Origin of the sequence: Pandoraea pnomenusa, assembly GCF_040391475.1 — a bacterium.
Classification (GTDB): Bacteria; Pseudomonadota; Gammaproteobacteria; order Burkholderiales; family Burkholderiaceae; genus Pandoraea; species Pandoraea pnomenusa_C.
In genome coordinates, this window is sequence record NZ_JBEBXS010000001.1 from 447,049 (window position 1) to 472,664 (window position 25,616).

The 25,616-nt window shown below is 64.7% G+C and carries 21 protein-coding genes; 2 read left to right on the forward strand and 19 right to left on the reverse strand.

The window, feature by feature from the left end; genetic code table 11:
* Positions 1-128: 128 nt before the first annotated feature.
* Positions 129-848 (forward strand): glutamine amidotransferase, encoded by a 720-nt coding sequence (locus ABWO90_RS01850; RefSeq protein ID WP_353189483.1) that lies wholly within the window; start codon positions 129-131, stop codon positions 846-848.
* Positions 849-870: 22 nt separating this feature from the next.
* On the opposite strand, the gene ABWO90_RS01855 is transcribed toward ABWO90_RS01850, so the two are convergent.
* From ABWO90_RS01855 to ABWO90_RS01865, 3 genes are all read right to left on the reverse strand, one after another.
* Entirely contained in the window at positions 871-3,078 is a 2,208-nt protein-coding gene (locus tag ABWO90_RS01855; RefSeq protein WP_502922524.1) for an ATP-dependent DNA helicase, read from the reverse strand.
* 123 nt (positions 3,079-3,201) lie between these two features.
* A complete protein-coding gene (locus ABWO90_RS01860) occupies positions 3,202-3,405 on the reverse strand; it encodes a YdcH family protein (protein ID WP_353189484.1) in 204 nt (67 codons plus the stop codon).
* A 135-nt stretch (positions 3,406-3,540) separates the two neighbouring features.
* Positions 3,541-4,350, reverse strand: coding sequence for a hypothetical protein (locus ABWO90_RS01865; protein WP_353189485.1), 810 nt, complete (start codon positions 4,348-4,350; stop codon positions 3,541-3,543).
* A gap of 189 nt (positions 4,351-4,539) precedes the next feature.
* Here ABWO90_RS01865 and ABWO90_RS01870 point away from each other — a divergent pair, with 189 nt between their 5' ends.
* Complete coding sequence (locus ABWO90_RS01870; RefSeq protein WP_353189486.1) at positions 4,540-6,885, forward strand: Tex family protein; 2,346 nt, start codon at positions 4,540-4,542, stop codon at positions 6,883-6,885.
* Positions 6,886-7,069: 184 nt separating this feature from the next.
* Here the strand turns inward: ABWO90_RS01870 and ABWO90_RS01875 are convergent, their stop codons facing one another.
* The 16 genes from ABWO90_RS01875 to ABWO90_RS01950 all read right to left on the reverse strand — a co-directional run bounded on the left by ABWO90_RS01875 (position 7,070) and on the right by ABWO90_RS01950 (position 24,786).
* Positions 7,070-8,962 (reverse strand): potassium transporter Kup, encoded by a 1,893-nt coding sequence (locus tag ABWO90_RS01875; protein ID WP_353189487.1) that lies wholly within the window; start codon positions 8,960-8,962, stop codon positions 7,070-7,072.
* A 404-nt stretch (positions 8,963-9,366) separates the two neighbouring features.
* Positions 9,367-10,092 carry a DUF2968 domain-containing protein gene (locus ABWO90_RS01880; protein WP_353189488.1) on the reverse strand — a complete coding sequence of 242 codons (726 nt, stop codon included), beginning with the start codon at positions 10,090-10,092 and terminating at the stop codon, positions 9,367-9,369.
* A 381-nt stretch (positions 10,093-10,473) separates the two neighbouring features.
* A complete protein-coding gene (locus ABWO90_RS01885; protein WP_353189489.1) occupies positions 10,474-11,871 on the reverse strand; it encodes a sigma 54-interacting transcriptional regulator in 1,398 nt (465 codons plus the stop codon).
* 96 nt (positions 11,872-11,967) lie between these two features.
* Positions 11,968-14,052, reverse strand: a complete 2,085-nt coding sequence (locus ABWO90_RS01890; protein ID WP_353189490.1) for a pilus assembly protein TadG-related protein — start codon at positions 14,050-14,052, stop codon at positions 11,968-11,970.
* A gap of 6 nt (positions 14,053-14,058) precedes the next feature.
* On the reverse strand, positions 14,059-14,631 hold the full coding sequence (locus ABWO90_RS01895; RefSeq protein ID WP_353189491.1) for a DUF3613 domain-containing protein: 573 nt from the start codon (positions 14,629-14,631) through the stop codon (positions 14,059-14,061).
* An 80-nt stretch (positions 14,632-14,711) separates the two neighbouring features.
* Positions 14,712-15,890, reverse strand: coding sequence for a tetratricopeptide repeat protein (locus ABWO90_RS01900; RefSeq protein ID WP_353189492.1), 1,179 nt, complete (start codon positions 15,888-15,890; stop codon positions 14,712-14,714).
* Positions 15,887-16,921 (reverse strand): type II secretion system F family protein, encoded by a 1,035-nt coding sequence (locus ABWO90_RS01905; protein ID WP_353189493.1) that lies wholly within the window; start codon positions 16,919-16,921, stop codon positions 15,887-15,889. The genes ABWO90_RS01900 and ABWO90_RS01905 overlap by 4 nt, the downstream gene beginning before the upstream one ends.
* 19 nt (positions 16,922-16,940) lie before the next feature.
* Positions 16,941-17,864, reverse strand: a complete 924-nt coding sequence (locus ABWO90_RS01910) for a type II secretion system F family protein (protein WP_353189494.1) — start codon at positions 17,862-17,864, stop codon at positions 16,941-16,943.
* On the reverse strand, positions 17,861-19,228 hold the full coding sequence (locus tag ABWO90_RS01915) for a TadA family conjugal transfer-associated ATPase (RefSeq protein WP_353189495.1): 1,368 nt from the start codon (positions 19,226-19,228) through the stop codon (positions 17,861-17,863). The genes ABWO90_RS01910 and ABWO90_RS01915 overlap by 4 nt, the downstream gene beginning before the upstream one ends.
* A 1-nt stretch (position 19,229) precedes the next feature.
* Positions 19,230-20,570, reverse strand: coding sequence for a CpaE/TadZ family protein (locus ABWO90_RS01920; protein ID WP_353189496.1), 1,341 nt, complete (start codon positions 20,568-20,570; stop codon positions 19,230-19,232).
* Positions 20,571-20,657: 87 nt separating this feature from the next.
* Complete coding sequence (locus tag ABWO90_RS01925) at positions 20,658-22,034, reverse strand: type II and III secretion system protein family protein (protein WP_353189497.1); 1,377 nt, start codon at positions 22,032-22,034, stop codon at positions 20,658-20,660.
* Positions 22,035-22,091: 57 nt separating this feature from the next.
* A complete protein-coding gene (gene cpaB, locus ABWO90_RS01930) occupies positions 22,092-23,120 on the reverse strand; it encodes a Flp pilus assembly protein CpaB (protein WP_353189498.1) in 1,029 nt (342 codons plus the stop codon).
* Positions 23,121-23,223: 103 nt separating this feature from the next.
* Positions 23,224-23,694 carry a TadE/TadG family type IV pilus assembly protein gene (locus tag ABWO90_RS01935; protein ID WP_353189499.1) on the reverse strand — a complete coding sequence of 157 codons (471 nt, stop codon included), beginning with the start codon at positions 23,692-23,694 and terminating at the stop codon, positions 23,224-23,226.
* Positions 23,695-23,892: 198 nt separating this feature from the next.
* Positions 23,893-24,372, reverse strand: coding sequence for an A24 family peptidase (locus ABWO90_RS01940; RefSeq protein WP_353189500.1), 480 nt, complete (start codon positions 24,370-24,372; stop codon positions 23,893-23,895).
* A 20-nt stretch (positions 24,373-24,392) separates the two neighbouring features.
* The gene (locus ABWO90_RS01945) at positions 24,393-24,596 is read right to left on the reverse strand and encodes a Flp family type IVb pilin (RefSeq protein WP_353189501.1); all 204 of its coding nucleotides are present in this window, start codon (positions 24,594-24,596) and stop codon (positions 24,393-24,395) included.
* A gap of 4 nt (positions 24,597-24,600) precedes the next feature.
* A complete protein-coding gene (locus ABWO90_RS01950; protein ID WP_353189502.1) occupies positions 24,601-24,786 on the reverse strand; it encodes a Flp family type IVb pilin in 186 nt (61 codons plus the stop codon).
* Positions 24,787-25,616: the final 830 nt, after the last annotated feature.

Sequence of the window (25,616 nt, forward strand, 5' to 3'; positions counted from 1 at the left end):
CTGATCTCACCCGGACCTGACGAAAAGCCCTCGCCCAGCGAGGGCTTTTTGTTTTCCGTACGCTGTCGACTTCGCCCGCCGTCGCTCGACCATCGAGGCGCCATGGCGTCACATCAGGAGTTGGATTCGTGAGTGCTTCCCCCGCCCCTCGCAAGACCTTGCTCGCGCTGCGTCACGTGCATTTCGAAGATCTCGGCACACTCGCGCCGTTTTTCGCAGATCGCGGCTACCGCATCGATTATGTGGATGTCCCGTTGGCCGACCTGCGCGCCATCGACGCGCTCTCGCCCGACCTGCTGGTCGTGCTGGGCGGTCCGATCGGGGCGTTCGACGAAGCGGCACACCCGTTTGTTGCCGACGAACTGGCGCTCGTCAAGGCACGGCTCGACGCCAGCGCGCCAATCCTCGGCATCTGCCTGGGTGCGCAATTGATGGCGCGCGCACTGGGCGCCAACGTCTATCCGCTGGGTGTGAAGGAAATCGGCTATGCGCCTGTCACGCTCACCGCCGAGGGACAGGCGTCGCCCCTGGCCCGGTTGGGAGACGCGAGCGTGCTGCACTGGCATGGCGATCAGTTCGACATCCCGCCCGGCGCCTCGCATCTCGCGCGCACTGCCGTTGGCGAGCATCAGGCCTTCGCGCTGGGAACCCATGCGCTGGGCCTGCAATTTCATCTGGAAGCCGATGCTTCGCGCATCGAGTCATGGCTGGTCGGCCATGCGTGTGAACTGGGTGCCGCAAAGGTCGACCCCGTGGCGCTGCGCGCGCAGGCTCGAGAACATCACGCCCGGCTGACGGAAGTCGCGTCGGCCGTGATCGGTCACTGGCTCGACGCCATGCCCCGTTAATTTGTAGCCCTCGCAGCGCCGCTTAACCGCCGGCGCTGGCGGCAATCTCGTCGAAGAAGCCCCGGACGATCGGCAATTCGCGAGTGCGCTTGAACGGCGGCAGACTTTGCCAGATGCGGCGACCGTAAGGTTTGTCCACCAGACGCGGATCGCAGATCATCAGCACGCCGCGATCGGCTTCTGACCGGATCAACCGCCCGGCGCCCTGCTTGAGCGTGATGACCGCCTGCGGCAACTGATGCACGGCGAACGGGCTGAGTCCCTTCTTCGTGAGCGCATCGAGCCGCGCGGCCAGCACCGGGTCGTCCGGCGGCGCGAACGGCAACTTGTCGATGATGACGAGCGACAACGCGTCGCCGCGGACGTCCACCCCTTCCCAGAAACTCTGACTGCCGATGAGCACGGCATTGCCCAACGCCCGGAAGCGATCGAGCAGTTCGGTACGGCTGGCTTCGCCCTGCACGAGCAGCGGATACGGCCAGCCACGCCGCTCGAACTCCTCGCGCAGGCGCTCCGCCGCCCGGTTCACCGCGCGCAGCGTCGTACACAGCACAAACGCCCGTCCGCCGCTCACTTCGAGCACCGGCAGGGCGGCGTCGAGTACGGCGTCGGTGAAGTTCGGCGCCGACGGTTGTGGCAACCCGCGCGGCACATACAGCAGGCTCTGGTTCGGATAATCAAACGGACTGGCAAGCGTGAGCGACTTGCCGGCGTCGAGCCCGAGCTGGGCCGCGTAGTGCATGAAATTGCCCTTCACCGACAATGTGGCCGACGTGAAGATCCATGCACGCGGTGCGCCCGCACGTTGCTTCGCGAAGATCGGCGCAATCGAAAGCGGCGTCTGGTGCAACTGCACGGCTTGTGAAAACACTTCGATCCAGCGCACGGTCTCGGGCGGCGTGTAGGTCTTCTGCTCGCCCGCCTCCCCCTTTGTCGCCTCGGCGGCTTGCGCTCGCGCGGCTTCCGCCTCACGCGCCTTGGCCGCCTTCTCGCGCTTGCCGTCGGTCACACGCGGCGCGTCCGGATCGAGCAGTGGCAAAGGCGTCTCGCCCGGTGTCGGCGGCGTCACGCCGGTCTGCCAGCGCTCCAGTTGTTGATGCAGCTCGATCGCCCGACGCGCGCAGGCACCCAACGCCTCTGCCCGCTCCGCCTGATGCTGGAGCGTCTCGATCATGTCCTGCAACGCGAGATCCACCGCGTCGAGGGCACCGAAGAGTTCGTGATCGTCCGCCAGTTGCGCCACCGACATGCGCGTGTTGTCCTGACCAAACGTCAGGCGCACATCACGCGCGGCGCGTTCGAGATTCGCGCCGAGCTTGACCCAATCGGCCGCGTCGCGTGCGTGAATCAGACCTTCGGCCACGCAATCGCGTGCGAGCTCCAGCATCTGGCCCGTCGAAACGGTCTCGCCGAAGAACAGCGTCGCTGTCTCGGGCAACTGATGCGCTTCGTCGAAAATCACCGTGTTCGCGCTGGGCAGCAGTTCGGCCATGCCGGTATCGCGCAGCATGACATCCGCAAAGAACAGGTGATGGTTCACGACCACGATATCCGCCTGCTGCGCTTCCTTGCGCGCCTGCATGACGAAACAATCCTTGTAGCGCGGGCATTCCTGACCGAGGCAGTTGTCTCGCGTAGACGTCACCTGCGCCCAGATCGGCGCGTTCTCGGGCACCGAAGCCAATTCCGCCTTGTCGCCGCTGTGCGTAATCCGCGCGAACGTCGTGATCTCTCGCAGTTGCGCAGCTTCATGGCGCGACGCGAAGCGCCCCTCCTGCTGGGTGCGCTCCAGATAGTAGTGACAGAGGTAGTTCGCCCGCCCCTTGAGCATGGCCACCGTGATCGGCACGGCGAGCGCCTTGCGCACGGTCGGGATGTCGCGCGCGAAGATCTGATCCTGCAAATGCTTGGTGCCGGTCGAGATGATCGTCTTGCCGCCCCAGAGCATGGCAGGCACGAGATAGGCGTAGGTCTTGCCCGTGCCCGTGCCCGCCTCGGCGATCAGCGTGTCGTGCGTGTCCATCGCTGCGGCCACGGCACGGGCCATTTCCGTCTGGGGTTCCCGAGCGCGGTATCCGTCGATCGCGCGCGCGAGCATGCCGCCATCGCCGAAGATGTCCTCCAACTCACGTTCGCGCTTGGCGGCGAGCGGCTTGAGTCCGTGGAACGTGGGCGCGTCGGGGCTTGAGGAGATGTCGGGGGAATCGCTGGATGCGGCGGAATCGGTCAAAACGGCTGGCAAACTCAAAGGCGCCGCGAATCGCTGCTGCGAGATTCGCGACGCCGGCAATGGAAAAAATACGTGATCACGCGCGTGGAGGGCCCGGGCGCCGAGCCTTGCGCAATTGCCCTGTCAGGCAGGCTGATCGGGCATTTGCTGCACCTGAAGCAGCGTGATCGTGTCCTTGATCTTCAGACGGCGCTTCTTGAGTCGCGTGACCTGCAACTCATCGTACGCCGGCTCCGTCAGCAACTTGTCGATCAGATAGTCGAGATCGCGGTGTTCGATCTGCAACTCGATGATGCGGCGTCCAATGGAGTGAAGATCTTGCTGCATCGTGGCAACTCTCCTGCAACTCTCGAATGAATCCGGCCCGGCGGTCAGCGGCATGGCTCGAAGGTCTGCCTGACGACCCGGCACCGGACAGGGATGCCATGACCGCCGCGCACGACGCCGGCGGCCACGCATCGCTTACTGACCTTGCAACGCCTTCTGTGCGGGCGTGCTGCCCGACTGCGAGTCCTTGCGGCGCTCGTCCGACTTCTTCTGGCGTTCAATGGCTTCCTGCTGCTTCTGATCGTACTTGCGCACGTTCTCTTCGCGCTCGGCGGCCTTTTGTGCAGCCGTCGCCTTCGCTTCGTCGAGCTTCTTCTGCTGCTCGGCCTGCTTGGCGTTGTACTGCTCGGTGTTGGCTGCACGCTCCGGCGCCTGACCGGTGCGTTCGGTCACGCGTTGCTGATATTCCGCCTGCTTGGTGTCGTAATCGGCCCGGTTCTGCGCGCGCTCGGCGGCACGTTGCGGTGCCTCGGCTTCGGTTTGCGCGCGTCGTGCCGCGAGGCGTGCATCGCGCTCCTCGGCACGCGTACGGCGTTCCTGATCCTCGAGCACGAGTCGCTGACTGCGAACGGCGCGCAGCGCTTCACGCTGCTCGTCGCGGGCGTTGTCGATGCAGTGGTTCACGAAAAACCGCGACGCGCATTCGTACTTTGCCTCTTCGAAGCGATAGTCGATCCAGGCGCGCTGACGATCGAGCAATGCGCGACGGCCGGCGAAATCGTCGTCGGCCGGGTGCAGATCGAGCTGGTCGTCGTAGGGCACCGGCTTGTCGTCTTCGGCCTGGGCCGCAGCCGCCTTGCTCGCCGCTGACGGCGTGCGATCCGCCGTGGCATCGAACGGCACCTCCGGCACACGAATCTGCTCCGAACCGCGATAGGCGGAATCGGGTGCAGAAAGCCCTTGCGCGAGCGCCACGCCCGGCACGACGGCCGCGGCCGTCAACATGCCGAAAGCGCCTGCGGTGCCGAGCGCCGCACGCAAATCGCGATGCCATGACCGGCGCGAAAACAATTTTGCGAAAGAAATCATGAGGTTGAGCAGAGTGATGCCAAATTTTAGCATTGCCTGCCCGGACGCGCCCGCGGTTTATGGCAAAATGCCCCGCTCCTGGCACTTGGGTAACTCGCAACACTCATGACGCAAAACGTAGCCCTTCAGATCGTTCAACGCATCGCCGATGAACTCAGCGTGCAGCCGCGTCAGGTCGCCGCTGCCGTGCAACTGCTGGACGAAGGCGCCACCGTGCCCTTCATCGCTCGCTACCGCAAGGAAGTGACCGACAACCTCGACGACACCCAGTTGCGCACGCTGGAAGAACGCCTGCTGTATCTTCGCGAGCTGGAGGAGCGCCGTGCGGCGATCCTCGCGAGCATTGACGAGCAAGGCAAGCTGACCGACGAACTGCGTACCGCTATCGAGGCGGCCGATACGAAGCAGACGCTCGAAGATCTTTACCTGCCCTACAAACAGAAGCGCCGCACCCGCGCGCAGATTGCCCGCGAAGCCGGTCTCGAGCCGCTCGCACTGGCACTGCTCGCCGATCCGACGCTCGATCCGCAGGCCGAAGCCGCGAAATTCGTCGACGCCGAGAAAGGCGTGGCGGACATCAAGGCAGCCCTCGACGGCGCGCGCGACATCCTCTCGGAACAGTTCGGCGAAACCGCCGAGCTGCTCGGCAAGCTTCGCGACTACCTCTGGAACCAGGGCGTGGTCTCGTCGAAGGTCGTCGAAGGCAAGCAAAGCGAGGAAGGCGAGAAATTCCGCGATTACTACGACTACGCCGAGCCGATCGCTGCGGTGCCGTCGCACCGCGCGCTCGCCCTCTTCCGCGGCCGCAACCTCGGCATTCTGATGGTCAAGCTCGGTCTGGGCGAGGAGCTCGACGCCCAGATCCCGCATCCGTGCGAAGGCGTGATTGCCGGCCATTTCGGCATTCGCCAGCAAAGCCGTGCCGCCGACAAGTGGCTCGCCGACGTGTGCCGCTGGTGCTGGCGCGTGAAGGTGCAGCCGCACCTCGAATCGGAACTGCTTACGCAAATGCGCGAAAGCGCCGAGAGTGAAGCGATTCGCGTGTTCGCGCGCAACCTCAAGGCGCTGCTGCTCGCCGCGCCCGCCGGCCCGAAGGGCGTGATCGGTCTCGATCCGGGCCTGCGTACCGGCGTGAAGGTCGCCGTCGTCGACGCGACCGGCAAGCTGCTGGGCACCGACACGATCTACCCGCACGAGCCGCGCCGCGACTGGGACGGCTCGCTTTCCCGCCTGTCCAAGATCGCCGCCGCCACCGGCGCCGAGCTTGTGAGTATCGGCAACGGCACGGCCTCGCGCGAGACGGACAAGCTCGCCCTCGAACTGATCAAGCGCCACCCCGAACTCAAGCTGCAGAAGATCGTGGTGTCGGAAGCCGGCGCTTCGGTCTACTCGGCGTCCGAATTCGCCGCGAAGGAATTCCCGGAACTCGACGTGTCGCTGCGCGGCGCCGTATCGATCGCGCGTCGCCTGCAGGATCCGCTGGCTGAACTTGTCAAGATCGAGCCGAAGGCCATCGGCGTCGGCCAGTATCAGCACGACGTGAACCAACGCGAACTCGCCCGCATGCTCGACGCCGTGGTCGAGGACTGCGTGAACGCCGTGGGCGTGGACGTGAATACCGCCTCCGCGCCGCTGCTGGCACGCGTATCGGGCCTGAACGGCACGCTCGCCAAGAACATCGTGGACTTCCGCGACAGCAACGGCCCGTTCGCGAACCGCGAGGCACTCAAGAAGGTGCCTCGCCTGGGCGACAAGACGTTCGAGCAGGCCGCCGGCTTCCTGCGCGTGAACGGCGGCGACAACCCGCTGGATCGCTCGTCGGTGCACCCGGAAGCGTACCCGGTCGTCGAGCGCATTCTCGCGAAGATCAAGAAGTCGATCGGCGACGTGATGGGCAACGGCTCGGTCGTGCGCGGCGTTTCGGCCAACGAATTCGTCGACGAACGCTTCGGTCTGCCGACGGTGAAGGACATCCTGACCGAACTCGAGAAGCCGGGCCGCGATCCGCGTCCTGAATTCAAGACGGCGACGTTCCAGGAAGGCGTGGAAAAGCTGACCGACCTGAAGCCGGGCATGCAACTCGAAGGCGTGGTGACGAACGTGGCTGCTTTTGGCGCGTTCATCGATATCGGCGTGCATCAGGATGGTCTGGTGCACGTGTCGGCCATGTCGACGAAGTTCATCAAGGACCCGCACGAGGTCGTCAAGGCCGGTGACATCGTGAAGGTGAAGGTGCTCGAAGTCGATCCGCGCCGTCAGCGTATCTCGCTGACCATGCGTCTGAACGACGACCTGCCGGTGGCCGGTGCGAGCGATCGTCCGGGCAGCAGTGGCGGCGGCGCACGCGGCGGCAATGGCGGTGGCCATCGCGGCGGCAGTGGCGGTGGACGTCAACGCGAGCCGGAGACGGTCAACGCAATGGCAGCCGCCTTCGCCAAGCTCAAGCGTTGAGCCCCACCCGCTAACGCCCCGCACGGTCGCCTTGCCGGCCGTGCGCACCGCTGCAAGGGAAGCACAAGGGAAAAGCCCGCCGTCTCAGGACCGCGGGCTTTTTCTTTGTCGCCAGCCGACGAAAAAAAGCCGGTGGCGATTTCTCGCCACCGGCCTTTCTCTTGATGCCGTTACGTCAGGCGCGTCAGATCTCGATTTTCGTCCCGAGCTCCACGACCCGGTTGGCCGGAATGCTGAAGAAGTCGGTCGGCTTGGCGGCGTTCTGGTGCATCCACGCAAACAGACGCTCGCGCCAGATCGACATGCCCGGCAGCTTGGTCGGCACCACCGTCTCGCGGGCGAGGAAGAACGATGTGTCCATCAACTCGAAATGCATGTCCGTCTTCTCTTCGAGCAGATGCAGCACTTCCTTCACGTCGGGGGTTTCGTTGAAGCCGAAGGTGGCCACCACGCTGTACAACCCGCCCGTATGATCCTTGACCTCGATGCGCGTCGAGTCCTCGACATACGGCACGTCGACCGTGCGGAACGTCAGGAAGATCGTGCGTTCGTGCAGGATCCGGTTGTGTTTGAGGTTGTGCAGCAGGCTCACCGGCACCAGCGTATTGCCACCGGTCAGATAGATCGCCGTGCCCGCCACGCGATGCGGCGGATGCGCCAGCAGCCCTTGCAGGAACGGGCTGAGCGGAATACCGTCGGCCGCCGTGCGCTCGCGCAGCAACTGACGTCCCTTGTGCCACGTCATGAGCATGAAGAACAGGAATGCGCCCAGCGCCAACGGCAGCCAGCCGCCCTCTTCGACCTTGATCAGGTTCGCGCCGAAGAACGCGAAGTCGACCACGAGGAAGCCCGCGATCACTAGCGCCACCAGGAACTTGTTCCAGTTCCAGACCTTCACCATGACCACGCATGCCAGCACGGTGGTGATCACCATGGTCGTCGTCACGGCGATACCGTAGGCCGCCGCCAGATTGCTCGACGACTTGAATGCCAGCACGATCCAGATGATGACCAGCAGCAGCGCCCAGTTGATGACCGGCATGTAGATCTGACCGATCTCACGGTCCGACGTGTGAAGAATCTTCATGCGCGGCACGTAGCCGAGCTGAATCGCCTGGCTCGTGAGCGAGAACGCCCCCGAGATCACCGCCTGCGATGCGATCACGGTCGCCGCCGTCGCCACGATCACGAGCGGCAGCAGTGCCCAGTCCGGTGCGAGCAGGAAGAACGGGTTCTCGATGGCCTTCGGGTTCGTGAGCAGCAACGCCCCCTGACCGAAGTAGTTGAGCGCCAACGCCGGGAACACGAGGAACGACCACGCGAAACGGATCGGACGAATGCCGAAGTGCCCCATGTCGGCGTACAGCGCCTCTGCACCGGTCAGCACCAGGAACACCGAGCCGAGCACGATGTACGCCTGCAAGGCGTGCGTGTGGATGAAATGGATGCCGTAGTACGGATTGATCGCCTTGATGATTTCCGGGGCGGCCACGATGTTGTACAGGCCGAGCACGCCGAGAATCACGAACCATGTCACCATCACCGGCCCGAACAGGCGGCCCACCTTGGCGGTGCCCGATTTCTGCATCGAGAACAGGATGATGAGAATGACAATGGTGATCGGCAGCACGAACCGCGTGAGCGACGGCGCCGCAATCTCCAGACCTTCGACCGCCGACATCACGGAGATGGCGGGAGTGATCACCGCATCCCCGTAAAACATACAGGCCCCGAACATGCCGAGCATCATGAGCACGGACGCCCATTTGCTCCCGGCCCGCACACTGCGCAGGCTCAGTGCCATGAGGGCCAGCACGCCGCCTTCACCGCGGTTGTCGGCGCGCATGACGAACAGCACGTACTTGAGGGAAACCACGATCACCAGAGCCCAGAACAGCAGCGAGATGATGCCGAACACGGCTTGCTGGTTAAACGGAATGCCGTGTTGCGGATCGAAACATTCCTTCAGCGCATAGAGCGGACTGGTGCCGATATCGCCGAAGACCACGCCGATGGCCGCCACCATGAGCGCGGGCATGGCCTGAGGGCGCTGCCCGTGTCGAATGTTTTGCGTCATAAGGTTTGGGTAATCGCTTTATTGCGCTGCACAAAATGGGCGCTATTCTAACTGGGCGCCGGTTCCCTCGCCAGTCCGGGCAGGTGTTGATTCGCGGACACTTTCGATGACATGCCCCGCTAGGATAATTCGTGCGGAGCGCCGTGACCAGTGCGCCACGGCAAGGGTTTTACCCTGCCCCGGCGCCAGCGGGTCGCTCACGAAACGATCCCTTTCCAGTTGCAAATGCGCGACATATCTCCAGGATGGGCATTTCGCGTGTCGACAGCCCCGGGAATTGGGTGTAAAGCGGCCTGCATCCGCCTTGCCTCCACAACCGAGCCCCCATGAAAAAGCCGCCCGAAGGCGGCTTTTCAACGTCCTGAATGCCACCGGCCGGCGAGAACCGGCCCGTGCCCCGCCGCTTAGCGACGGCGCGCGGCCTTCTTGGCGTTGCTGCTCTTGACCGAGCGTACCAGCTCCGAATCGGCGCTGTTCTGTTCGGTTTCAAGCGAACGGATCTGACCTTGCAGGTCCGTCAGGCGAATACGGGCCGCAGTGCGTTCCGTTTCCAGTGCAGCGGCTTGCTCACGCACGGCCTGCTGGTTCTCGGCGAGCGTCTGTTCCTGCTGACGCTGAATCGCCAGATCGTTCTGGACGGCATTCAGACGGGCTTCGCTCTCGGCCAGTTGACGCTCCATCACGGTGCGCTGGGCTTCGAGCTTGATGCGACGGATCTCGACGTCGGCCAGCACCTGCGTCTGACGCACGAAATCGGCGTACAACGCTTCGGCCTTCTTCTCGTTGTTCAGTCGGACCGCGCGCCAGAACTGGCCTTCGTGGAACAGCGCCACGTAGTAGCCCAGCGTTTGCGGATAGAACAGGAGACTTGCCCCGAAGCGGCCGTTGTACGTGGTACGGAGTTCGGTCACTTCCTTGTTCTGAATGCGATCGCGGAGTTCCTGAATCGTCCCCGAAGCGGCCGCCGGTGCGCCGGCTTGCCCAGGCAATGCCGGAGCCGCGAGTTGCGAAGGCGTAGCGCCGGCGACATCCTTGACCGCTTCTGCGGCACCGGCCGACGTCCCCCACACAGCCAGGCATGCCACCCCCACGCCCAACCAAAACCGCCCCCGGCAATCACTGATTTTCATCTGATCTGTTTTCCTGTTATCGACCGGATCGTTTTTCGACCCTTATACGTCGCATTCATTCGCCACCCCGGACTCCGTCCCGAGGATCTGAGACCTGCGTGTTTGTGGAATGATAACCGCATGCCCGCAATAGCCGCCAATTCTATCCATTGCGGCGCGCTCTTCCAAGCAGGGAATGCGTAATTGTGAATGCGCGATTTCATCTGTTGATACCACGCAACTCCAAGGCCTCGGCGAGTTCCTCCCATCGGAACACGCTTGTCAGACAAATCCCGTCATGACGAGAGGGGTTGCGTAACGTCTGCACCGCGATCAGCGGACGGCCCTAGCGGGCCTTATCAGGATGGGATGGCTTGGGGGACGGGGGACGGAGGACCGCCCCTACCCCTCGAATTCGCTGGTCAGTTCGGAGTCGTTGCCGAGGATCTGGTACTTGCGCATTTTTTCCCAGAGCACCTTGCGGCTGATGCCCAGCGCGTTGGCGGTGTCCTGACGGCGCCAGCCATTCGCGTCGAGGGCTGTCACGATGCGGGCGCGCTCCGTGGCGTCCCAGCGAGCGCGGTCCGTCATCGCGGCGCCGGGCGACGCGTCGCTCCCCCGAGCGACCGTGCCCATCGACAGCGCGTCGAAGATCGGCCGGATGCGGCGCTCGTCCCATCCGCCGAGTTGCCGGTAGATGATGCCCACGCGCTCGGCGATGTTGCGCATCTCGCGCACGTTGCCCGGAAATACGCCCCCCTCGACCAGCTCACGCAGCCACGGCGGCACCTGTGCGCCGATGTCGCCGTCGCCGACCACCTTGCCGAGATAGGCGGTGAAGACGGCCAGCTTGTCGACCGGGCCGCGCTCTTCGAGGCTCGGAATATGCAGCTCGATCACGGCCAGCCGGTAGAACAGATCGGCGCGAAACAGCTCGTCGCGCACCATCGACTTGAGGTTCTTGTTGGTCGCGGCCACCAGCCGGAAATCGAGTTTGACGGGCTGCGCGGAGCCCAGGCGCGTCACGGCGCTGTCCTCCAGCACCCGCAGCAACTTCACCTGCTGATACAGCGGCAAGTCCCCGATTTCGTCGAGGAACAGCGTGCCGTCGTTGGCCTGCTCGAAGTAACCCTTGTGGGAATAAAGCGCACCGGTGAATGCGCCTTTGGCATGCCCGAAGAAATGCGATTCGAAGAGCCCGTCGGGAATGGCACCACAGTTCACGGCCACGAACGGCCCTTGCCCGTAGTGACTCTGCTTGTCGTGCAGCAACCGGGCGATGCGCTCCTTGCCCACGCCCGTCTCGCCATGAATGAGCACGTTCGAGTCGCAATCGGCAAACGCGTCGACCTCGGCAAGCAATCCGAGCATCGCACTCGACTGGGCCACCAGCGGGTCGGACGGTGCCGGCGCACGATCGGCCTCCGCGATCGCGCCGGACAGCTTGAAGATGAGCGTGCGCAGCTCCGCACCGGTGAAGTCGAGCGTGAGGATGTTGCTGTACTCGGGCGGGTACACGCGCGGGTCGTTCTCCCGGGGCGACGTCGCCACCCAGATCACGGGCATGCCGTGGCCGAGTTGCCACTCCTGCGCGTTGGTCGAAGCGCCCTCGATCACCGACACGCTGACCACGGCGATGGACGCGCGCGCCTTGGTGCGCTCGCGCGACAGGTCGACGCCATCGGCACGGATGACCTCCATGTCGAAGCTCGCGAGGCAATGCGCGACCCGATCGGCAATGTCGGACTTGCCTTCCCACACATAGACGTCGAGATCTTCACGTACTGGCTTGCTTTTCATGCTGATCCGCTGGTTGCCGGACGCGCCCGGCGCCCGTCATGGTGAAGTTCGGTATTGCGCCCGGCACCGTGGCCCGGCATTGCCGCAAAAGCTCCGTTAGTACACCAACTGCACAAGGCCGTTCAGGCAGGTGATGCTGTCGACGGTTACGGTGGTCATGCCAAGCGTGATGCCCAGCGACGACAGCAGCGTGTTGAGCACATTGCTGAGCGGCGTGAGCAACGGGTTGAGCAGCGTGTACAGAATGCTGCCGAGCACCGGCGAAATGTTGGCCGTGGTGATGGAATTGTTGACGGCGCTTTCGCGACAACTCTGCGCATTGGCACCGCCGAAGACATCGCATACAAGATCGGTAACGCCGCCGATCAACCCGGTGACGATGCCGCCGAGCGTATTGACCAGCCCGCTCACGAGATTTCCCACGCCCCCCAGCACTTGCGGAAGATTGAGCGTCAACACGCCACCCAGCGTGGCGTTCAACCCGTTGGCCGTGGTCTTCAACCCACTGGCCGCGTTCCCCAAAAACGTATTGACGGTCGAGATCGTGGCACCGGTCAGGTTTGACGGCACGTTCGTCACCAGCCCGTTGCCGATATTCCCGTTCGTATCCTTCGCAGACGCGCCCACGTCGAGCGACAGTCCCGCGAGCAACGCTGTCACGATCTGCGTCAGGTTCACGTTCGAACTGGTCGACTGCGACTTCGGGAATGGGGCGGAAAACGTCATGGGCGCTGGCGTATTGGTCACGAGCGACAAGTTGACGTTTGCCCCGACGCTGATCGCCCCGAGCAACTGCGCAATGGTCGTGCGTTGTGTCATGAGCGTGGTGCAGCTCGCAGGATTGGTCTTCGGGTCCACCCCGCTTGCCGTGCCGCCCACGCAGACATTGACCAGCCCGGAATTCACCTGCAGCGTCGCCGATTGCGTTGCACCGCATTGCAGCGCGGTCACCGTTGCTGTCGACTGAGCAAGCTCGAGCACCAGCGGCAGCTTGAGCGTCGTATTCAGCCCGTTGAGCAGCCCGCCGAGTGTGCCGATCGAGGAATTGACGTTCAGGAACAGCCTGACTTGCGCCGAAGTGGCCGTCGCCCCCACGCCTCCAACCCCGATCTGCGGTGGCGAAATGACATGCGCCTCGGCCGAGACCGTCCCGCCGAGAATCGACAACGACGGAATCGCCACCGCGTTGGTCCCATTGGCCCCTACGACGGCGGCGGAGATCAGGTCGGCAACGCCGATATTGCCCGTGAGCGCGCTCGCTGCACTCACGCCCGCCGCATCGATGTTCGCGAGGATACCCGGCGAGGTTGCCGTGCCCAGCAGGTTGATCGGTAGATTCAGCACCGGGCTGTTGGCAAACACGTTCACGAGGTTGTTCATCGCCGAAACGGAAGCCGACAGCGCACCGTTCTGGGTGGCGAGCGCCGTGTTCGTCGCACTAAGCAGCGTGCCCACCGTCAGGTTCTTCACAGCCGCCACCCCGGATAGCGAAGCGACCGAGACATCGCCCGTGACCGGCACGCCCAGAGCCTGCAACAGTCCTTTCGGCGTGATATTCACGCCCACGAGCTGTTGTGCCGCGGCCACGTACACCTGCGGCGAGATGCCAAGCGACGTAAGCAGCGGCGCGAGAATCGAATTGTTGGCATTGAGCGCCAGCAAGCCTGAATCGACCGTAAATGTCACCACGGCGGGCACTTTGCGCGCGATCGCCGTTGCCATGATCGTGCGTGTTCCGGCCAGATCGAAGAACGACGGCACGGCCAAAGTCAGGGTCACGGACACCGCATTACCGGTTGACGCGTTCGCCGGTGTCGACGTGACGAACGTCCCCGGCCCGGTCGCACTCGCGCTCGGCGACGTCCAGAAGCCGCATGTCGACGACACCTGCAGGCCCGACACATTCGTACCCATGTTGGCGGTGACGTTGTTTTGCACGGCAGTCGCGAACGACGTCGCATTGGCACAACCGGGTAGCGTCTGCGCACCGGCAAGCGCCCCCATGTCGGCGGCTCGCTGCAGTTCGCGCCGCTTCATGAACGCGAAGCCCGCGTCGATGGCAATCGCGAGAATCAACACCACGATCACGAAGACGAAGGCGAGAACCGTTACCGAACCGCGTTGCCGCCTGAGCGGGCTGGCCGGACCGTTCGCTGGACGCATGCGCGCGTGCGCTTTCATGAGGCATCACTGGCTCACGCCAGCCCCCATCGGTGCCATGCCGCCGCCGCTTCCGCCACCGCTTCCACCTCCGTTACCCACGCCACTGCTGCTCTGGACAATTGCCGTAAAGCTCTGGGGAATCGGATACGTGAAGCTGTCGAGATAGCGCTTGTAGGCGCGCGACGCGGTCGCCCCGAGCATCGGCAGGCCCGGGCCGGCCGCCATGCCGCTTGCCTGCAACGCGAGCAGCGCCTCCGTTTCCTCTCCGATCATGCCGTCCGCTGCGTGCTCTCCCACACGCAACGGCGTGGTGCGTCGAACGACGTTGGCGGGGATCGGCCGCGCTTGCGACGCCGCAACGGGCGCTGCGGCCTGTGCCGGTTGTGCCGACGCCTGTACCGCGGGCGCCGCCTGCGCAGAGCCAGCCGCCTGCGCCGGGGCCACGGTGCGCGCGTCCACGCCGCCCATGCTGCCGGTGATCGGCGGATTGCTCTGCGCAGCGGCCGTCCCCGCCCAAAGCGCCAATGCCGCCACCGAAAGCCGTGCGGCCCGCCGCGCCGAGGAGCCCGATTGTCGTTGTGCTGTCTGGACTGCCATGATCACGTCTCCCTGATATTGCGTGATGCATCGTGTGCGTCAGGCGGCCCACGCTGCGCGTGTGCAGCGATGTCGCCGACTTATTGCGAATGGCCGAAGCGGTCGAGCATCGACGTCGGCATATCGCTGCGCGCGGTATCCGCCGCACGCGCGAGCTTGGCGTCCGACGCCGCCGTGACGGCCTTCGCCGCTGTCTTCTGCTGCCCCTGCGTGACCTCGGGCGCCGAATCGGGCACCTCGCCTTGCGACAGGCGCACGACCACCGCGCCGCTATCGCCCGCCGCGATGCCCGTTGCGCTCAAGTCATTGACGGCGCCCTTTGCCGGGTCACTTCCGCTGCGCGCCACGACCGCCGGCGCTACCGGCGCGACCGGCGCAATCGACGCCGCCCGCAGCGCAGCCGCCCGCGCTGCTTCGGCGTCCGCCGCTGCGCGACGCGCCTTGGTGTGCGCCTTGATATCGGCCGCGAGCTTGTTGATGGCCTCGCGCGTGGCGGGCGGCATCTTGGCGCGCGTCATCATGTCTTCGGCGCGCGTGTTCTCGCCCGTCACCACGAGATACACCGCAAGGTTGCTGAGAACCTTGCGGCTGTCCGGCCGCAATTCGGCCGCTTGCGCCAGCGGCACGCGTGCCGCCCCCGTCTCGCCATTACGCATCAGCGCGAAGCCGAGATCGCTCAGATAGAACGGCTCCGTGGGCGCGCGGCTCACCGCTTCACGCAGCGCCTGCGCAGCAGCGCCGTAGTCCTTGCGTTGCGCCGCCACCAACCCCAGCCCGTGCCATGCGGCGGCCGCTTCGGTGCCCCCCAGCAGTGCGCGATACGCCTGCTCGGCGGCATCGGGCTGGCCGGTTTCACGCAGCGCGTCGGCACGCAGCAGGTCGATATCGGGCGACGCACCGTATTGAATGCGGAACTGATCGATGTGAGCGAGCGACGCGAAATACGAGCCCTGCTCCTGCATCTGCCGAATCATCGACAGGTACAGCTCGCGCGAATCGGGCTTCGCCGCCCTGGCCTTTTCCTCGTCGGCCTGCTGTGCCTGCATGAGTGCCGCCGCCGTCGGTGCACCGTATCCGCCGATGCGTGGCCCGCTGCACGCGGCGAGCAGCACCACGCTCAACAACACAAGCGACGCACCGCCCATCGCACGCCCTTGCCTTCGCATTGCGCGTGGCAAGCAAGCATCATCGGCCGGCAGCTTGTCCACCGTCATTGCGGCATCGTCCTTCACACGTCCTGTGGGGATTTGTCGGGTCACTGGATGACCTCCATCGATTTGGTCAGCGACAGCAGTGCTGGCCCCGCGACCACCAGCATCAACGCCGGCAGGAGGGTCAGCATCATCGCCAGAGTCATCTTCACCGTGAGCTTGCCGATGCGCTCCTTCATCGTCTGGCGACGTTGTTCGCGCAACCGGTCACTGAACTGCTGCAACGGTTCCTGCACCGCGCCGCCATGTTGTTCCACCTGCACGATGAGGCGTACCAGCGCACGCAGATCGTCGTTGTCGTACACCTCACGCAAGCGGCCCATCGACGCCTCACGTCCTCGCCCCGAGGCGTATTGGCGATTGGCGTTTTCGAATTCCCTGGACAGGATCGGCAGCACTTCACGGAAGTCCGACACCATCACGTACAAGCTTTGATCCATCGACAGTCCCACGCCCTGCAACAGGCGCAGCAAGTCGATCAGCAACGGCAGTTCCTCGATCAGATCGCGACGGCGTTGTGCTGCCTTGCGCTGCACATAGAACTTCGGCGCGAGCAGGCCCACGCCCACCGCCCCGAACAGCCGAAGGATCGTGCCCAGCCCGCCGCCGCCCGGAAACCACAGCCAGACGAGCAGGGGCAGCACCACCGCGAGCGACACGCGCGCAAACAGGAACAGCGACTTGGCCCGCACGCTGTCCCACCCGCATTGCGCGAGCAGCAAGCGATCTTCGGCGGCGATCAGATGCTGCCCGAGACGTGTTTCCGACCATTGCTTGCCCAGCGCCGCTGCACGGTCGAAGACCGCGCGCCAGCCGCGATGTCCGCCCTCGTCCACCGGCATATCGTCGTCGGCGCCATCGCCGGTCCGCTTGCCAAGCGGGGCACTCGCTGCGCGCACCGCCGCCAATGCCTGCTGCTGACGCGTCGCGAGCACCTGATCGATCATTCGCTCACTACGCCCCTGACGCATCGCCCGCAGCACGATGGCCGAGGCGGCCAGCAGCAGGCCAGCGGCCACCATCAGCAGCCCGAGCATCATCCACAGATGCGAGTCGGAAGACAGTGAAGCGAAGTTCATGTCGGTAGCTCCTTCGCGTTCATAGCGACTTGGCCAGCCGGTACAGCACAAAGCCGCCGAACACTTCCAGTCCGACGCCGATCAGCAGCAGTTTCTGACCGGCCGCCTCCTGGAACATCGGCTCGAAGAACCTCGGATTGAGCAGCATGAGCATGGCGCTCACGACGATTGGCAGCGACGCCAGCACCCACGCCGACAGACGTGTCTCCGACGACAACGCGTAAAGCTCGGCCTGCGCCTGCTCGCGGTCGCGCATGAAACCCGCCATGCGCGACAGAATCTGGTCGGCGCGCCCGCCGAAACGCGTCGAGAGGTCGACCACGGAGGCAAACAGATAGATCTCGTCGACCTGATACACACGCGCTATCTGCTTGAGCGCCACGTCCAGTTCAACGCCCGCCTGCACCTGCCGGACCGCCCGCTCGAGCAGTTCGCGCAGCGGCATGTCGGCATTGGCCGCCGCCGTCTGGAATGCCGCCGGCAAGCTGTTACCGACCGTCAGCATGCGCACCATGCCGTCGAGAAACACCGGCAACTGACGCACGATATTGCGATGCCGGCGCGCCGCCTTGAACCCGTAGCGCAGCACGTTGCCGACCGAGTACATCACGAAAATGACGATGGCCGAGAGCGGCCCGTGCCACAACCAGAACCCCAGCCCCAGCACCACGCCCGGCGCAATGAGCAGCGTGTAGAACATCGGGTCGGGTTGCACGCCCGCCCGCTCGAAGAAGAACTCCCACGGCAGCGACTTGCGACGCGGCGCACGCGTGGCGTTCGTTTCGTTCGCGGCAAAGCGCGGCGCATTCTGTGCGAGTTGCTGTTCGAGGAACGCGCTCGTGGCCTGCGCCCGAACCCGAACATGCGTGCGCCGCCACAGTTCCAGCCCTGCAGCCACCAGCAGCAGGGCGATGCACGCGACCCACAGCACGACGGGATTCATCGCCGACGTCCGAAGAAGCCGCCCCCGCCCGAATCCGGCGGAGGATTGTTCTGCTGCGCGGCAGCGGCGGCCGCATTGCGCGTCTGCTCCTTGTAGCGTTGCAGCTTCGGTGAGTGCGGCTGCAAGCCCAGCGACACCCAGCGATCCTTCTCTTCGCCGTCCGGGCCCACGACTGTCTCGTGACGGAACAGCTCCTGTGTCGAGATCACCGTATCGGACACCCCCGTCACTTCGGTGATCGACAGAATGCGACGTCGCCCGCTCGACAGTCGACCGATCTGCACGATGAAGTCGAGCGCGCTCGTGATCTGGCGCCGCAGGCTGCTTTCGCTGCCCTGGAACCCGGCGAAACCCGCGAGCATCTCGAGACGGTAGAGACATTCGCGCGGCGAGTTGGCGTGAATCGTCGCCATCGACCCTTCATGGCCGGTGTTCATCGCCTGCATCATTTCCAACACTTCGGAGCCGCGCACTTCGCCCACGATGATCCGGTCCGGTCGCATGCGCAGGCTGTTGCGAATGAGGTCGCGAATCGTCACTTCTCCCGACCCGTCGAAGCCGCCCTGACGCGATTCGAGCCGCACCACGTGCGGGTGATTGAGCGAGAGTTCGGCCGTGTCTTCGACTGTCACCACCCGCTCGGTTGCCGGAATGAAACTGGCGAGCGCATTGAGCAGCGACGTCTTGCCCGAGCTGGTGCCGCCGGACACGAGAATGTTGCAACGCGAGCGCACCGCCGCTTCGAGCAGCGCGTAGATTTCCTCGTTGAAGCTGCCGAGCGCCAGCAGGTCCGACGGTTTGAGCGGGTCCTTGCGGAATTTACGAATCGACACGACCGGCCCGTCGACGGCGAGCGGCTCGATCACCACGTTCAGGCGTCCGCCATCGGGCAGGCGCGCATCGACCATCGGATTCGATTCGTCGAGACGGCGGCCGATCGGCGCGAGAATGCGGCGCACGATACGCAGCAGATGCTGGTTATCCGAGAAGCGCAACGCCTCGCGGGCCAGCACGCCCTTGCGCGACACATACACGTCGTTGTAGCCGTTGATCAGAATGTCTTCCACCGCCGGATCGGCGAGCAGGTCCTCGATGGGACCAAACCCGGCAAGCTCCTTGGTGAGCGCGTCGGAGATCTGACGCAGTTCCGACTCGTTGATCGGAATGCGGCGCAGGCGTACGAAGCCGTCCATCTCGAGATCGACGAACTGCTGGATCGCGCCGCGACTCCAGCGTCCGAACTCCGCGCCGAGTTCTTCGATGCGGGCAAGCAAATGTTCATGCGCAGCAGTCTTGATGTCCTGAAACTGCTGCGAATTGGCAAACGCGCGCTTGTCGTCCGCAAATTCGATGGAGTCGGTCATATCAGTGCTTTCCCATGAATCGACCCAGCCAGCCCGAAGACTGGCGATGCGCCGCGGCCCCCGCGTGCTGTGCGCTGAGCAGCCGCTCGACCAGCGGTTGCAGGGCGCGCACATACGGGTCGCCCCGTGCGGTGTCGAGAATCAATTTGCCCTGATTGGTTGCCGAGAGCATGGCGAGCGGCCGGTCGGGCAGCGTGGCGAGCAGCGGCACGTCGAAGCGTTTCGCGATCTGATCGGCCGCCATGCCGTAGCGCGGGTCGTAGCGATTGAGCACGAGTTGCAGATGACTGCGATCGACGCTCTTCTCCTCCAGATCGCGCAACATCGACGCGAGCGAGACGATGGCGCCCACGCTCTGGTCGACGACCAGCCAGACTTCGTCGGCCGCGCGCACCAGGCTCGCGACGAACGCGGGGTTGGAGAAGCCGCCGAGATCGGCCACGATCAGGTCGAAGAAAGCGCGCAGCCGGTCGGTGAGCGCCAGCGCGTCGCCGGCCGCCACGCTGCGCATGTCGCCGAGATCGAGCGGCAACGGCAACACCGCCAGGCCGCTCGGCGCATGCGAGACCGCCGTGTGCACGAGTGTCTCGTCGAAGCGCCGCAGGTTTTGCACCGCCTCGGCAAAGCTGAACTGGCTTTGCGTATTCAGATACAGCAACCCGTCGCCAGCCGGCAAGCCGAGATCGAGCAGCGCCACGTGGCCGAGCAACGAGCCGTCAAACTTGTCGTCCTTGCCAGTCGGGGCTTTCGCCGGCCGCGCGGACTTCTCGGGATGGGCGCCGACGGACATTTCCTGCCCGAGTTGCGACAGATGCGCGGCAAGCGTGCTGCATCCCACGCCGATACGCGCGCCGAGCAACACGACGAACCGGCCATGCCGCTGTGGCGCGCCAGCGCTCGGCGGTGGTGTGTGATCGACCACGCGGCGAATGACTTCCAGCGCTTCTTCGTTCGTGGCGTGTACGTCGATGAAGTCGTGAACGCCGGCGCGCAGCGCGGCTTTCATGCCATCGGCGCGCACTAGCGAGCCGACGGCCACGAGCGGCAACTTCGGCGCCACGCGTTTGAGCATCTGCGCGAGTTCCACCGCCTGCGCGATGCGACCGTCGGACGCCTCGTCGGCTTGCCCGCCCGGCTCGCCCGAAAAGTCGAGCAGCACGACCTGCGGATCGAGGTCGCCAATGCGCTGCTGCAATTGCGCAGGACGCCCCGCCTCCTGAAGCACCACGCCCTCTTCGCGTAGCGCCGCCGAGAGCCACTGCGCGTGGCCGGCATGCGCACTGCAAAAGAGGAAGCGATGCAACTCGGTCATGGTGTCCAGTATTCGCGTCGGTGCGTTCATTTGTGCACTCCTTACTACCGGCTTGCCGCACCCCGGCCCTCGCGGCGCCTCACCTCACTGCCCGTCGTTTTCACGACAGCATCGGCGTCACTTCGAGAATCCGGGCAGCTCGCTGTTGCTTGCCCCACCCATCAGATAATCGCCCCACACCGGGCCCGGGCGCTTCTCGCGTGTATCTCCCGGCAACGGTATGGCCACATCCTTCGCCATCGGCTTCACCAGATGCGGTGTCACCACGATGACCAGCTCCTTCTCGGTGCTGTTGTACTTCAAATTCCGGAAAAACGCGCCGATGAGCGGCAGATCGCCCAGCAGCGGCACCTTGTCGACGGCAGCCGTCGTGGTGCGCGAAATCAGGCCGCCGATGACGAAGCTCTCGCCATCGCCCAGCTCGACCGTTGTATCGGCCCGGCGTGTCGTGATCGCGGGAATCTGTACCGTATCCGTCAGGATCGCGTTCGTGTAATCGATGTCGGACGCCTCGGGCGCCACCTTCAGCGCAATGCGATTCGGCGACAGGATTGTCGGCGTGACCGTGAGCCCGACGCCGAACGGCTTGTACTGAATGGTCGTCGTGCCCAGACCGCCCGCCTGTGGCACCGGGATCTCGCCGCCCGCGAGGAAGCTCGCGCTCTGACCGGAAAGCGCGACGAGCGTCGGTGCCGCAAGCACCCGGCCCAGACCGTTCGACTGCAGCAGATCGATCTGTGCGGAGAGATTGAACGCGCCCCGGGTGATCGTGCCGAAGAACGATCCGAAATTCGGCACGCCGCCGCTGGCGAACGCCGAGTTCAGCGCCGACGCCACGCCGAAACTGCCCGAACCGGACGTGCGCGATGCACTGAAACTGGCGCCCACCTGATTCAGGATGTTGCGGTTGATTTCCACGATCTTGACGTCGACCTGAACGACCCCCGTGTCGCCCACGGTCGAGCGATCGACCACCACACCGCCCTTGCCCGTGGTGTCGACGGCTGCGGCCTGCAGGCCGCTGTGTTCGATCATCGTGTTCGCGTGCCCCTTGATGACGGCGGCGTTGCCGCGCGGGTCGACGCTGGCAGTGCCGGTGTCGCCCAATGCGTTCTGCAGATCGCCGGTGACATGCACTTCCCAGCGCACCGCATCGCCGCCGCGCGGCCACGCGGAGACCTGCGTGGTCCCCGGCTTCTTGCCCACGACGAGTACCGAACCGCGCCGCCCGCCCGTGCCCCTGAGCACGACGACGTCCGCGACGGTCGGATCCCCGACTGCCACCCGTTCCAGCGCACCCGGCACCTGCAATTCGCGTTGCTCGCGAACGCCCATCGTCAGCGAGCGCGCCCCGGCACTCACCGACGTATCCGCCGCGTCGGCCAGACGCACCGCGACGGACGCCGAACACGCAAGCAGCGCGGCCAAGCACAACAGCGTTCCCGTAACGCGTCCGGTCTCTCGTCTGGCAGTGCGAACCTGGCTTCTGGTCATGGCGTGGCTTTATCGGTCACTGTGTCGGTTAACGTTCATTAGGTGCGCAATGGGCGTTCAGTAAGCCGCCGTGGTCCGCTCGGACCCACGCACGACTTCGATCGTGCCGCCACCGCCATTGCCACCGGGCGCGCGCGGTGCCGCTGCACGGCGTACCGGTTCGCCCGCGAGGCCCGTCGCAGCGATACCGGCGAACGCCTGGTTCTCCGGCGTCTGGAGCGCCGCACGATCGTCGACCTTGAGCCCCGTCCGCCCGGCCAGCACCGGCGGCGGCGACGGGAACAACGACGTGTCCGGGGTCGCGTCATCGCCCGGGTTGCGAAGCGCGAGCATGATCTTGCCCTGCTGCGTGCCGAGCATGACGCGGTTGACGTCGGCGACGGGCACGGCCACGACGGCGGACGTCGCGGGCATCGGCGGTTGCGTGTTGACCTGCGGCTGCTGAGGTTGCTGCGGCGGCGGGGCAGACGCCGTGGCCGCCTGCACAGTCGACGCCACGCCTGGCGTTGCCGGCGGCGGCGTCACGTCGTCGAGCGATGCGTTGCCATAGCTCAACACCCGCACTCGCGAGGCCAGCAACCGCGCCTGCGTATCGTCGATGACACCGCCATTGGGTCCGGCCGGTTGATTGGTCTTCATCGTAAAGAACACGTCGACGAAGTCGCCCGGGCGAATACGGTTGGCTACGCCCACCGTTTCGCTCACCGGGAGCGCGACCGCGCGCTCGCCGGGGGCGAGTTGCAGCGCGAGGCCACGCGCCAGCGAGTTCTGCGTGACCGGCACACCGGCGGCAAGGGCCACGAGCGGTACCCGACCGACAACGTCTGCCGGATTGGCGAAGCCGCCGACCGTCTGGCTGTCGAACTGCACGATCTTCACGGCATCGGCGCCGATCGGCTGGCCCGGCGAGAGCGCTTTGGCCGCCACCACGGCCGGGTAACGCTGCGTGAGCGCCTGCGTGACTGGCGACGGCGTCGTGGTCGCAGGCGCAGGCGCGTTCGACGTGCCAAGACGCAACGCGAAGAGGGCCAGCAGCACCCCGGCGACAACCAGCAGAGCAGCGATAATCTTGGTGGCTTTATTCATGGCTCGGGGCCTGTGGACCGTTCAGTCACTTCCTGCGGGACGCCGGCTGACCGGCGGCATGACAACTCGGGCGAACCTCACATCGTGTGCATTGACGAATTCGTCAGCTTCCTCCCAGCGTCGAAGCATCGAGCGTGACAGCCGCCGTGCCAATCACGTTGGCCGGTACCAGCGCCCCCAGGCCGGGCCAGTTCACGGTCATCGGCTGGGTCAGGGTCAACGTCACATGGACGATACACGCGGCCGACGCCGGGCACGGCGCAACGGCGTCTTGGGTGAAACTCGTGCTGACGGCCGACGACGCCGGCCAAGTTAATGTGGTGTTGATCGCCTGCGTGGCATAGGCGTAGCGCTGTTGCATGTTGCCGGCTCGCAACATCGCGCGGCCCGCCTCCGAGGCGGCCTGCGTGAGCATCTGACGGGCGAGAAGGTTGATGGAGAACGCGACGGCCACGTAGAACGCGGGAAGCAGAATCATCAGGATCAGCATGAACTCCAGTGCCGCAACGCCGCGCGAGCGCGCGCATTGCAACCCTGGCAATCCGAGCCCTGCCTGTGCCCCATACCGCATCATGACGATACTCCCCGTCGCGCACGGCGCTGTGTGGCCGTGTTTTTGGCGACGCATTGTTTCCTGCCCATTTGCGCGGCGTCGCCCGCGCCTCCCGTTTTTGCGGTGCCGCCTTCGGGCGGCACTCGTCACTGCCTGGCATCAGCAGGGCCGTCGCGCCCTCATGCACGAACCCTGCTCGCCACTTCCACCCACGCCCGCCTATCTCACCACGAGCGCCGCCGCTGCCAGATACGCCCCGTAGGGCAGCCCGATGCGGCCGTCCCGCCACTGCAGAATCCGTTGCCACCCACGCGACGCTGCCAGGCGCTCGCGCCATCGCGTGAACCACTTCACCCGCGCGGCCAGCAACATCAGGGCGTGCAATCCGACGGCCACACTGGCAAGGCACCAGACCGGCAGCAGCGCCGGATAGCCCGCCACCAGCCCGATCAACGCGAAGAGCTTGACGTCGCCAGCCCCCATCACGCCACGCCACCAGAACGGCAGCAGCACCGTCAAGCCCAGCAACGCGCCGAGTCCGTGCAGCCACAACACCCGGGGCTCGCCATGCCACGCGCGCCACGCGATCCAGACCAGCGTCAGCCCGCCCACACACAGCAACCAGGCGTTCGGTATGCGCCGCGCGATGAGATCGGTGACGACGATCGGCACGCACAACAGGCACAGCAGCGTCAGCACGAATTCCGCCTCGATCGAGCTTAGTGAGAGACCGCCGACGTGGCGGCCGACGATACCGTACTGAAAGTGTTCGACAGAATCGTGCTCAGGTTCGTGTACACGGTTGCGCCAACGATGAGCGCCACAATGGCCGCAAGAATGCCGTACTCCAGTGCGGTCGCGCCGCGTTGCAGACCGAGTCGACGCGGCCGACGGCGTTGGGAGGGACGCAGGCTGGCGCACATACCTTTACGCACCCACCGAAGCGATGGCCGACGTCACCTTTGAAAAGAGGGTCGTGAACGTGGTGCCCAGATTCGTGTAGACCGTGCCGCCAATGATGACGGCCACGACAGCGGCGAGAATGCCGTACTCCAGCGCGGTCACACCCCGCTCGTCGCGCACAAACAGACGAATGTAATTGCCGAGTTTCATATCACCCTCCCTCATTAAGGCGCCAAGCGCCCGTTGACCTATGGCGGCACGCCACCGGCCGAACGGCCGCATGACGAATATCCGCCATTTCGCTTATCAACTCTGGACTTCGGCCTCTGGTTCGTGGCGCGATAAGGCTCACGAACGTCTTTCTCTTTGTACGCCAACATTTACTTGCTTGTTGGTACAACCTTTGCTGCGGCGTACTGTTTTTTTGTGATCGTAATTTAAACTAAAACGTAAAAACTAGAGTCTTGGTTCCAATCACCGGCGAGAGTGTAAAAAAGCGTTACACCGGTTGCTCAAACAATACTCCAAAAGTAGGGAATGCAACGCGCGCGAGGGAAAACCATGATTGGTGCAATGCCACACACCTTCGCAACGCTAACGAATCACTTATTTAAATAACTATTCATTCAATTCAGCGGCGCCCGCAGCTTCGCCTTGCGAAACTCGGCTGCCCGCCTCGCAGTCCGCCCCAGCGCTTCCGCACCGCGGCTTCACGTCGTCGGCGTTCGTTCGCACATCAATGCGCCTCACTCCCGGTTGGTCACCGGATTTCGGCCATTACCGAGAATCGTTACGTGAAATTACGGGCTGCCCATCAATACGTTCGATCGCGCCTTGACGGGAATGTTCGCCCAATGCCATTTCGCAACATCAGCCGAGCCCATTTCACCCCCGGCGTTACGTAACGTTACCCGTAACACCCCCCGTAACGGGAACGGAATTTCCGGCGGTATTCGCCAAATCCCGATGGCGTTAACCCTGATCCACCCGCCCTTTCGACAAAGGCCAATCTCTCGATCCAAAAGATTCTTGTTTTCCGA